This window comes from Syntrophorhabdaceae bacterium, from assembly GCA_036504895.1.
Taxonomy (GTDB): Bacteria; Desulfobacterota; Syntrophorhabdia; order Syntrophorhabdales; family Syntrophorhabdaceae; genus PNOM01.
In genome coordinates this window covers 18,970-29,978 of the sequence record DASXUJ010000039.1, presented here as the reverse complement: position 1 = coordinate 29,978, position 11,009 = coordinate 18,970, and the positions used below count along the sequence as shown (strand labels likewise).

Annotated in this window: 10 protein-coding genes; 5 read left to right on the top strand and 5 right to left on the bottom strand. The window is 56.3% G+C overall.

The window, feature by feature from the left end; translation table 11 throughout:
* Positions 1 to 438 (bottom strand): hypothetical protein (locus VGJ94_04880; protein ID HEY3275933.1); only part of this gene is annotated, 438 nt, incomplete at its 3' end.
* A gap of 167 nt (positions 439 to 605) precedes the next feature.
* On the opposite strand from VGJ94_04880, the gene VGJ94_04875 reads away from it, so the two are divergent.
* Together VGJ94_04875 and VGJ94_04870 are read left to right on the top strand one after the other, a co-directional pair.
* A complete protein-coding gene (locus VGJ94_04875) occupies positions 606 to 1,508 on the top strand; it encodes an isoaspartyl peptidase/L-asparaginase (GenBank protein HEY3275932.1) in 903 nt (300 codons plus the stop codon).
* A 66-nt stretch (positions 1,509 to 1,574) separates the two neighbouring features.
* Positions 1,575 to 2,504 carry a hypothetical protein gene (locus VGJ94_04870; GenBank protein HEY3275931.1) on the top strand — a complete coding sequence of 310 codons (930 nt, stop codon included), beginning with the start codon at positions 1,575 to 1,577 and terminating at the stop codon, positions 2,502 to 2,504.
* Between the two features lie 97 nt (positions 2,505 to 2,601).
* On the opposite strand, the gene VGJ94_04865 is transcribed toward VGJ94_04870, so the two are convergent.
* Positions 2,602 to 4,197: a class I adenylate-forming enzyme family protein gene (locus VGJ94_04865; protein HEY3275930.1), complete on the bottom strand. Its 1,596-nt coding sequence runs from the start codon at positions 4,195 to 4,197 to the stop codon at positions 2,602 to 2,604.
* A gap of 104 nt (positions 4,198 to 4,301) precedes the next feature.
* Between VGJ94_04865 and VGJ94_04860 the strand changes: the two genes are divergently transcribed.
* The 3 genes from VGJ94_04860 (at position 4,302) to VGJ94_04850 (ending at position 7,625) form a co-directional block, all read left to right on the top strand.
* On the top strand, positions 4,302 to 5,882 hold the full coding sequence (locus VGJ94_04860; GenBank protein HEY3275929.1) for an AMP-binding protein: 1,581 nt from the start codon (positions 4,302 to 4,304) through the stop codon (positions 5,880 to 5,882).
* Positions 5,883 to 5,943: 61 nt separating this feature from the next.
* Positions 5,944 to 6,615, top strand: a complete 672-nt coding sequence (rnc, locus tag VGJ94_04855) for a ribonuclease III (protein ID HEY3275928.1) — start codon at positions 5,944 to 5,946, stop codon at positions 6,613 to 6,615.
* Complete coding sequence (locus tag VGJ94_04850) at positions 6,612 to 7,625, top strand: radical SAM protein (GenBank protein HEY3275927.1); 1,014 nt, start codon at positions 6,612 to 6,614, stop codon at positions 7,623 to 7,625. The genes rnc and VGJ94_04850 overlap by 4 nt, the downstream gene beginning before the upstream one ends.
* Here the strand turns inward: VGJ94_04850 and VGJ94_04845 are convergent.
* From VGJ94_04845 to VGJ94_04835, 3 genes are read right to left on the bottom strand one after another with little or no spacing between them, the layout of a single operon-like run.
* On the bottom strand, positions 7,606 to 9,006 hold the full coding sequence (locus tag VGJ94_04845; GenBank protein ID HEY3275926.1) for a lipopolysaccharide kinase InaA family protein: 1,401 nt from the start codon (positions 9,004 to 9,006) through the stop codon (positions 7,606 to 7,608). The genes VGJ94_04850 and VGJ94_04845 overlap by 20 nt on opposite strands.
* Complete coding sequence (locus VGJ94_04840) at positions 9,003 to 9,956, bottom strand: glycosyltransferase family 4 protein (protein HEY3275925.1); 954 nt, start codon at positions 9,954 to 9,956, stop codon at positions 9,003 to 9,005. The genes VGJ94_04845 and VGJ94_04840 overlap by 4 nt, the downstream gene beginning before the upstream one ends.
* Positions 9,953 to 10,936, bottom strand: a complete 984-nt coding sequence (locus VGJ94_04835; protein HEY3275924.1) for a glycosyltransferase family 4 protein — start codon at positions 10,934 to 10,936, stop codon at positions 9,953 to 9,955. The genes VGJ94_04840 and VGJ94_04835 overlap by 4 nt, the downstream gene beginning before the upstream one ends.
* Positions 10,937 to 11,009: the final 73 nt, after the last annotated feature.

Here is an 11,009-nt window from a genome sequence, read left to right as displayed (position 1 = left end):
TCCCTGCCGGCCCAGCCAGGAATAGAGGTTTGCCGTGCCCGCGTGCATCAGGCTTCCAAGCTCGTTGGCATTGGCAGCCCGCCAGTCCGTGTATCCACAGTATATCTCGTTCCCTGCGGTCACCATTACGCTGACCCAGTCATTTGCCTCCACCAGCGCACTGTTCTGCGCCCACATGAGACGTGTCAGGTTATCTGTTACCGCGCAGCCGTTGCCGATAAGGGTGAACCTGGGGCTGGGCCAGACGACCCCCGCCTGGAATTCGCCGTCCTGGCCCGTGGCCTTGCAGGCAATCTGCGTCCCCGAGGCGTCATAACAGAACTTCTGACCCGTGGCAGGCAGATTTATGGATTGCCCGGCGGCCCCGCCTGCAGCCATGCAAATCAGCAATGTGATCGCGATACATAGAGCCCCTGACTCCTTTCTCCCAATTGTCATGACTTTTTCCTCTCGTCCGCGGATGTGGTCGTTTTGACCACAATTATATAATGATTGATGGGGCCTTATCAAACATTCTCGTAGGGTGAAAAGATTCTTTTCGGACCGGCCCTTGAAAATTACCGGCCCCTGTGTATAGATGAGGAAGAGAGGCAAGGGAACCGGCAATGAAATATGGCATCGCGGTGCACGGCGGCGCAGGAGCGCCGGAGGAATTGAAGGATGGATGCGAGGGCGCGGCCCGTAAGGGACTCAGTCTCCTCGGGAAAGGCGGCAGCGCCCTCGATGCCGTCTGTGAATCAGTGCGCCTCCTCGAGGATGACGGCAGGTTCAACGCGGGAACAGGGGCCATCCTCCGTCTGGACGGCAAAACCCGTGAAATGGACGCGGCGATAATGGATTCCTCCGGCGCCATGGGCATCGTCATCGCAATAAGAGAGATACGAAATCCCGTGCTCGCCGCCCGCGCGGTCTCCGCCACGCCTCATGTGGCGCTGGCGGGCGTGGGGGCGACCTCTTTCGCACGATCGAGAGGGCTTCCCTCCCTGGATCATCTGCCTGCCCATGTGAAAAACCGCTATGAGAGGATGAAAAGGATCATTGCGTCAAAGGGGCTTGAACGGGAATATCCTCATTGGGCGGGTCAGGATGTGAGACTCCTCTGGAATTTCGACGCCACTACCGCGGAAGAGGCGATCTTTACCGATACGGTAGGCGCAGTCGCCATGGACCGAAGCGGTCTTTTTGCAGTTGCAAGCTCCACGGGCGGCGCCTCACCCATGCTTCTGGGCAGGGTGGGGGATACGGCCATGGCGGGATGCGGTTTTTATGCGGGCCCTCTCGGAGCCATCGCAGTCACGGGATTGGGCGAGGAAATAATAAGAAGGATTACGGCAAAAACCGTATACGACCGGCTGAGCCGGGGTGAAACGGCCGATGAGGCCTGCGCAAAGGGTGTCGCCATGTTTCCCGATCATGTGGCCGTGGGGGTGATCGTCATTTCGGGATCGAGCCTTGCCACGGCCGCGAACCGGCCCTTTCCCGCCTTTACCCTCTCTGCCGATGTATAAGAACAAGTCTTCCCTGCATGGCATGGGTCGGGAGGCCTTATTTTGCATAGAAAGAAGGATATACAGATGAAGAGCTTTTTCATTCAAAGGTCGGCAGGCCCATTTGCCCTCTGGCTTGTCCTTATACCCCTCCTCCTGTCTGCCGGACCTATGACGGTCAATGCGCAGCCGCCGCCCGTGAGCCCTCAATTGGTCCGGGAGGGCGATTTTGCGGTCATGCTCCTCAATGCGCTCGGGATGGGTCAGGTCGACGACGAGGCCGAGGCGGAGAGCCGGCTCGGGGACGCGGGCATCACGCCCCGCAACGGCTGGATCGCCGATTATCCCACCACTCCGGATATTTTGGGAGAGATCCAGGCTTCCGTGGCCGAGGCATCGCTGGCCCGGCGCATCGGAATTGGCCGGGATGACGCCCTGGCCCGCGTTGCCGGTATCGCCTACGATTCAGGTTTGTCCGTGATCCCCTACAGTGGAGAAGGGCCGACCGCGGGAGGGCTTGCAAGCGCGGAGAGCTACCCCAGCCCCGCGGCGATAGGAGGCTTTTACTACGAGGAGGGCCCTCCGGTCTATACCTACTATACTCCGCCTCCCGATTTCTATTACCTCTACGTCTATGTCCCCTATCCTTTCTGGGGCCGGGGTCTCTGGTTTCCCGGCTTTTTCGTGCTTCACGATTTCCACAAGGTTTTCCTCCGTAACGGGAGGGTGGTGCATTGCTCGAACCATTTCAACGACCGGCAGGCCCACAGGGTCTTCAGGGTCGATCCCCTGAAAAGGTTCAGGGGATCGACGTACGCGGGCATAGGCGCTCCGCGCTCCGGAAAATATCTCGCTACAGGAGTTCCCAGAAGCGATCTCGCGGTGTTCAATGCCATCCGTCCGAAGATGTTGGCGCCTAAGATCGATCCGTCCCTCTGGGGAAAGGGCGCCCCGTCTCCCCAAGGCCAGCCCGGCAATGCGCCTCGGGGTACTTCCCCCGGCGGCGGCCGAAGGTAATCGAGGGCCCCCGAAGTCGTCTATTTATGCGCGGATCACGAGATAAAGAAAACGCCCGCCTTTAAGGCGGGCGTTTCACAAGAGGAACGGCTCTCCCCTATTCTTTTCTGAACTCTTTCTCCATCGCCTCTTTGGCGGGTTTTACATAAATCTCTCTCAGCTTCGGCTTCTCGATCTTTCCCGCAGGGTTACGGGGGATTACGGTGTAGACGATCTTCTCGGGCCATTTGTATTTGGCGAGGCCCTTGTCTTTACAGAACTGGATGATCTCCTCGTCCGTAAGGGTCTGGCCGTCCCTGGGCTGGATAACGGCCATTACGATCTCCACGAGCCGCGGGTGGGGATATCCGAACACTGCCGCATCGGCGATCTTGGGATGTTTCCTCAGCGCGTCCTCGATCTCGGCGGGGAATATATTCTCTCCTCCCCTGATGATAAGGTCCTTTGACCTGTCGGCGAAGAATATGAAACCTTCCTCATCCTCATAGGCAAGGTCGCCCGTATAGAGCCAGCCGTCCTTTATCGTCTTCGCCGTCATCTCCGGATTGAAGGCGTACTCCTTCATGAGCCTCGGGCCCTTGAGGAGAAGCTCTCCCACCTTCCCGGCAGGCAGCTTGTTGCCTTCCGTGTCGACCACCTTCGCTTCCATGAAGACGGTCGCTTTTCCGATAGAGCCCGGTTTCCTCATGATGTCTTCGTCATAGCAGTTGGTGAGGCCTCCGCCTCCGCCTTCGGTGATGCCGTAAATATTGGCGATGGGTACATTCGGGAAGATCTTCTTGGAATCTTCGAGGAGTATGTAAGGAACCGGCTGGGCCCCTATCTCCACATGACGGAATGCGGATAGGTCGTATTTCGAAAGGTCGACCTGCCCTGACTTGATCGCGTGGATCACATCCGACCAGGTGGGCACCGTGTTCCAGCCGCCCGTGCATTTCTCGTCCGCAATAGAGCGGAGGTAGAATTCCGGCTGGATCTCCATGGGCATAAGCACTTTGCCTGCCGCAATGTAGGAGGGGAAGGAGAGGAAGAGGGTCCCGCTATGGTAGAAGGGATGGGGCGCCAGATAGACGCTGTTATATCCTTCGTTATAGGTCAGGGCATTGCCGAGGCCGATATAAAACAATGTCTCGTGGGTATGAGAGACCGGTTTAGGCGCACCCGTGGTCCCCGAGGTGAACATGAGCTCCGCCATGTCGTCATCTTTTGTCTCCACGAGCACGGGGGCCGGATCGCCCGTATCGACTATCTCCTTGTAGGACTTGTAGGCATCGGGCACCTTTTCGCCGAAGCAGATGAAAGACTTGCAGTACTCCATCTCCTTTATGATCGGCTCCATACGGGGAATGAACTGGTCGCCGAAGATGAAGGCCTTGCATTTGGTCACATCGGCGGCATATTTGATGTCTGAGCTTGCGAATCTGAAATTGAGGGGGGTAATCGTCGCCCCTGTCTTCAGTACGGCAAAGTAGCTGGCATACCACTCCATGGAATTCATCATGAGATGGACTACGATGTCGCCCTTTTTCACACCGCAGTCTTTCATCAGATAATTGGCCAGTTTGTTGGCCTGATCGTCGAACTGCTCCCAGGTCAGGCTCCTCCTCAAGCCCTTGGATGGGTAGCTTTCGATGATGAACTCCCTCTTCGGAAATTTGCTTGCGTTCAGCCCGGAAAACATAGCAAAGTTCATATAACCCTCCCTTCGTTTTTTGTGTTGCTTCGTGTATACAATGCATGATAGATTTAGCCCAGGGTTTTGTCAACAACAAAAAATTTCAACAGGGGGTTATTGCAATGAGCGATGTGCACGTACACATTGGGGAGGTTCTTGCGCGTAATGCGCGGATGTATCCACAGGATATTGCGCTTGTGGAGCGTTCACCGGCGGAGCAGAAGAGAGTCGAGATCACCTGGAAGGAGTTCGACGATCGGGCAAACAAATTCGCGAACTTGCTGACAAAGAAGGGCGTCAAGAAAGGGGACAAGGTCGTCCACTTCATGATGAACTCGATCGACTGGCTGGTTTCGTATTTCGGCATCATCCGAACGGGCGCTTGGGTGGTACCGTTGAATTTCCGTTTTACGGGAGAAGATGTAAAGTATTGCTCCGATGTTGCGGAGCCGGTAATCGTGGTATTCGATGAGGAGTTCACCGGAAGAATCGAATCCATTAAGTCGCAGCTTCCGACAGTAAAAAGCTACATCTGCGTAGGCAAGAATATTCCGGCGTTTGCCGAATCATATGACACCCTTATGACAGGGGCCGATGCAACGCCCCTTAACGTGGAGATCACCTACTCCGACCCGTGCGGCCTCTATTTCACTTCCGGCACGACGGGACAGCCGAAACCGATACTCCTCACCCACAACAACATGGCATCCGCATGCGTGACGGAGAATGCGCACCACAAACAGACCAAGGAAGATGTCTTTATCCTTATCCCGCCGCTGTATCACACGGGAGCCAAGATGCACTGGTTCGGCAGCTTCGTGGTGGGAGGCAAGGCAGTCATTCTGAAAGGCGTCTCCCCCGAGTGGACCCTGGAAGCGGTAAGCGAGGAAAAAGGCACCATCGTATGGCTCCTCGTGCCGTGGGCTCAGGATATTCTGCTCAAATTCGACTCCGGAGAATTGAAGCCGGAGAGTTACAACCTCGGCCAGTGGAGGCTCATGCACATAGGAGCCCAGCCTGTGCCGCCCGCTCTTATCAAACATTGGAAAACTTATTTCCCCAAGATGGATTACGACACGAATTTCGGATTGAGCGAGTCGACCGGCCCGGGCTGCGTACATCTCGGCATGGGCAACGAGCATAAGATCGGCGCCATCGGCATACCCGGATTCAACTGGGAAACGAAGATCGTGGACGAGAACGGCAAAACCGTGCCCAATGGCGAGGCGGGAGAGCTCTGCGTGCGCGGAAACGGCGTCATGAGAGAATACTACAAGAACCCCGAAGCCACCGCCAGGAGCCTTATCGACGGCTGGCTCTTTACGGGAGATATGGCCCGCCAGGACGGAGACGGATTTATCTGGCTTGTCGACCGGAAGAAAGACATCATCATCACCGGCGGCGAGAACGTCTTCCCCGTGGAAGTCGAGGATTTCATGCACACCAACCCGAATATCAAGGATGCGGCGGCAATCGGTCTTCCTGATGAGCGTCTCGGTGAAATCGTGGCCCTTATCGTCGAGCTTATACCGGGCAAGACGATGACCGCGGAAGACGTCCTCAAGTTCTGCGAGCCCCTTCCGAAGTACAAGAGGCCGCGCAAGATCTTCTTCGGAGAAGTACCGAGAAACCCGACCGGCAAAATAGAGAAACCGAAACTGAGAAAACAGTATTCCGGTATGGCGGAAGCATTTAAAATTTAACGTAACAGGCAGCGAGGCGGGACTGAGGAAGTCCCGCCTCCTTCCGAACCTTGCGGTCACAGTGGATTATCCTACAAAAATAGAAGAAATAATCGGATACGGCTTCAAAGACAGAGAACTTTTCGACCAGGCAATCACCCACACCTCATGCTTTAACGAGAAGAAGGAATCGAGGAGATCGAAGAACGAAAAACTCGAATACCTCGGCGACGCCATCCTCAATACGGTCATCAGCATACTCCTCTACAAGAAGTATAAGGACAAGCACGAGGGGTTCTTAAGCAACGCCCGCTCCTGCCTGGTAAAGAAGGAGACCCTCACCGAGGTAGCGAAAAACATCCGCCTGGGTGACCACATGCTGTACGGCAACGGAGACCACACGGTCCCCCAGGAGTCGAAGGTCCTTTCGAACATGGTCGAAGCCCTGATCGGCGCCGTCTATCTGGACGGGGGGATGGGGAAGGTCACGAAGCTCATCAAAATGCTCTTTTCCCCTTATTTCAATGAAGAAAAACTGAACGAGAAGAACCCCAAAAACACGCTCCAGGAGTATTCCCAGAAGAGATGGGGCATCCTCCCCAGATACAAGTTCGCACGAAAGACGAAGGAAGGATTCACCGTGGTCGTTTACGTAGGGACCGCGCTCAAGGCAAGGGGCATGGGCAAGAGCAAGAAAGAAGCGGAGCAGCACGCCGCCCGCCTTCTCCTCAAGGAGATCATAGAGGGCGAATGATCGTCCCCATTTTTCTCCCCCACCTGGGCTGCGGCGACAGGTGTATCTACTGCGACCAGACTTTCATTACCCATGTCGGTTCAGGGGATATGGCCGCGATGGTCGCGCGATACCTCGGTCCCGTGGAAGGCAGCATTGAAGTGGGCCTTTACGGCGGCAACATCTTCGGCCTCGACCCGGCGGCCCTCACCCGGCTTTTCCGTTTCTTCGACCCCTACCGGGATAAGATCTCCGGTTTCAGACTCTCGACCAGACCCGTGCCGTTAACCGACGAGACCATTCAAATCATGAAGGAAAACCGGGTAACCCAGATCGAGCTGGGTGCACCCTGTTTCAACGACCCTATCCTCCATATTCTCAACAGGCGGCATACCGCGGCCGACGTGAAAGAGAGTTTTGCACGTCTCAAGGCCCAGGGCTTTCAAGTGGCCCTCCAGGTCATGGTGGGGCTCCCTGAAGAGACCATGGCCGATATTGTCGACACGGCGGACAACCTGCTCCTCCTCGCGCCCGATTACGTGAGAGTATACCCCCTCGCCGTGCTCATGGGAACGCCCCTGGAGACCATGTATCGGGAAGGCAGGTTTATTCCCCTATCCTTCGAGGAGAGCGTGACAAGAACCGCCTATATCTACCTCCGGTGCCTGCAGAGAAGCATCAAGGTCGTGAAGATGGGCCTCACGGATAATGAAGTGATCAAGGAGCGGGTCGTGGCGGGCTTTCACCATCCCTCCTTCGGATACGTGGTGAAGAGCCGGGCCTTTTGCCTTGCCGTGATCGCCCGCATCCGGGAAAAGGGCATGAGAGGGAGCATTACCGTGGAGGTGAACAAGAAAGATGTGCCCCACCTCGTGGGTCACAAACGCTCCAATATGGGATCTTTTTCAAAAGAGGGCGTCGAGGTTGCCTGGCAGACCGGCGAGAGGCGGGAAGGCTCGTTTCTTATCACCTATGGAACGGACAGGGTCGAAGGAAGCGTCTTCGACGCCCTCACCATGATTCCCGCATAAGACCCGATTTCCCTTCATAGACAATCTCTTTTCCTGCTGTCTTCCACAGGAGGGTACGGAAAAGTCCACGTCTGTCAAGGTTCAAGGTCGAGGTGATGCGGAGGAAAAAGCGCATCCGGTCCCGCATGACGATCCTTTTCGGAAGGGTCGTGGTGAGCTGGAGGAACATCTTTTTAAGGCCCTCCATGTGGAGCGCGGCAAAGGCGAAATCCTCCACGTCGAGAAGCACGAAGTCCCTGCCGCCCAGGACAAAGAGGTTACACCCCTTGAGGTCGTTATGCATGATCCCCCATTTGAAAAGCCCATCGAAAAAAAGGGCCATCCGATCTATGAACACCTTTCTCTCCCGGTAGCTCATGTCATCGTAATGGGTGTCGAGGTACCTGTCGAGCTCCTGGCCCCTGCCCTTCAGATCTTCCATGGCGATATAGCCCTCCTGCCCCTTTGAGGGCATGAGGCAATAATAAGGCTGGGGCACCGCGGGGATATCCAGGTAGAGGAAGACCACGTGAGCCTTCCACGCCTTCCTGAGCCTCCTTTCATCCCTGAAGATCTTCCGTATGTGGTCGCTCCACCTCTCGACCCTCACCTTCTTATCCGTCTTTATGGTCTCCACGAGGCTACCCACGGCAGAGCCTTCGCGGCCATTCACATAGAGGCGGTCGCCGCTCACGGAGACTTTGGAGTTCCCTGTGAAGGCGCGCTCCTGCTTCTTTTGGAACCACCGCGCCACGAGCCTGTGAAGCTCTGCTTCGAGGCGGGGCCGGGGCTTCGAAGAGCCGTAGGACTCGAAGAAGGCCTCCTTCTCCTCTTCCCGGAGGTCGTTATAGAGCGACACGAGGGCATGGGAGAGGTTCGAGACCTCGTCGGCAAGGCGGAAGGCCTTCTTTATCTGCATCTTGTGGAGGTCGATGAGGCAAAGTCCTTCGGCGGTGACGAGGATATTCTCGAGATGGAGGTCGTTATGGCGGACATGGTGGCGCGTAAGAGTATTGAGAAGGAGTGCGAGCTGTGGGAGGAGCCGCGCTTTCTCCCCTTCCGCGAACATGCGGGCGAAGCTCGGCGCGTCGACCCATTTCTGGATCGCATAGGAGCCCGTGGCGGAGAGTCCGTATCCCAAGGGCTCCGGGGTCGGCACGGATAGGCAGAGGAGCCTCTTTGCCGTAAAATACTCCTTCTTTCCCCGGGGGGCCGCAATATTTCTCACATATCCTGCCATGCCCTTCTCATGGAAGTACTTTATGAAAACTTTTCCGTCTTTATAGGGATGGACGCCATAGCCGCGCCTCGTCTTCCCCTGCTCCGAGACGTCCCTCACGACTTCGGCAAGCCCCTCGTCTTCGATATACCATGTGATGCCGTTTATTTCCCGCTGTTTCATAAAGAATCGATAATCTCCGCCACTTTAGGCCCCCAGACCGCGAGGGAATAACGCTCTTCCGCAGTCTGGCGGGCAGAACGCCCCATCTTCTTCCTGAGCTCCGGGTCTTTGGCGAGCCGGGTAAGGACATCTTTCCAACCTTCTATGTCGCTCCTCATGAAGCCGTTTGCCCCTTCAACGATCATCTCCATGGCCGCGCCCACAGGATGGGTCACCGACGGAAGGCCCGAGGCCATATACTGGATCAGCTTAAGGCCGCACTTTCCCCGTGACCAGATATCATCGGTCAGGGGCATGATCCCCGCGTCAAAACCGAGGAGGAGCTGCTTTTCTTTTGCCTTTTCCCATTTTTTGAATACCATGCCCCCTGCCCTGACCTCCGGCGCCCTGTCGGCCACAATTTCAAAGGAGCATGTCCCATTTTCCGTCAGGTCCCCCATGAGCCCCTCGAGTCCCGCGAGATATTTCAAGGTCGAGCTGCTCCCGATCCACCCTGTGACGGGTCTTGGGACCGGACCGTGGGTTTTTACCGGATATTCCGCGGTATCGACCACGGTGGGTACATAGAAAAGCCCCTCGCTACGATAATTCGCGGCCTCGGAGAGAAGGAACCTGTTCCCGCAAAAAATTACATCGGAGGCGGTCACCATCCTGGCGAACTTCCTCCTTCTCGTGGCGCTCTCACCCCGGGGGCCGTACATGATCGCATCATCGAAATCGAAGACCAGCCGCTTCGCAAGGGTCCGCAGCATGGAAAGCTTCAAGGGATTCATGAGGAGGCGCTGGATGTAGACCACGTCGCTCGCGCGCACCCGCGTCAGGAGAGCGGGAAAAGCCGTCTCCGTAGTGCAGAGCTCCACCGCGAATCCCCGCGCCTCAAGGAAAGGGAAATACTGCTGAATCCTGTATCCCTGGGGGTTTCGATGGGTGAGAAAGAGTATCCGCTTCAAAGCCCTTTCACCCACTCGAAAAGTCTCGGGGCACAGGCGCTGACCGTATACCCTTCCATAATCCGCGTCCTTCCCGCCCGCCCCATGCGCTCTCTCAGGCCGGGGTCCTCGATGAGGAGGGAGAGCTTTTGGCCCCACTCCTCAATCGATCCCGCCCGGAACCCGTTCACCCCGTCTTCCACCACATCCCTGTTTATCCCCACGGGGGTGCAGACCACGGGCGCACCCACGCCCATATACTGGATGATCTTGAAGCCGCACTTGCCCCTCGACCAGAGGTCGTCGAAAAGGGGCATTACCCCGATATCGAGGCGGCAAAGCTCGTCGACCTCGTCGTTTAGAGTCCAGGGGATCTTTATAGTTTTTATATCTTTTGTATCGATAAAGGTATCACAGATAAGGGCAAGCTCCACCTTCGCCCCGTATTTCCGGCCGAGGGCCTCCCATACGTCCTTATAGCTCTCCATATAATGGATAGACCCGTGGTCGCCGATCCAGCCTATTCGCACCGCGGCGTTCTCTTCGTATGTCTTCTCCCGGTATCGATCGCCGTCGATGGGCGTGGGCAGGACCACGACCCGGCGGTGGTACTTCTGTGCCTCTTCCTTGAGAAAGGCATTGCCTGCGATTACAAGGTCGGTATATTTGAGCATCCTCTTGAAGCTCATCCTGCGCCGCAGGGAGTAAGGATTTTTTGCAAGGGAGTTCTTAAACATGACCGCATCGTCAAAATCATAGACGATCTTCTTTCCCAGTTTTTTCAGAAAGAGCAGCGCCGAGAGGGGAAGGCGTTTACGCTGGACAAAAATCACGTCCGCACTTCTGATCGCCGGCATGAGGCTACGCCACCCCCGAGCCCCCCGGGGAAACTCGCACACCTCCGTTTCAACCCCCGCGCCATTAAGAAAAGGAATGTACTGAAGCACCCGAAGCCTGCTCGCCGCCACATCGTGACCCTGAATGAAAAATAATATTCTCATTCCTTCTATCTATATCCCGATTTACGATTTACCATTTCCGATTTCCGGCCCTTTCCTTTCCGCATTACACCCA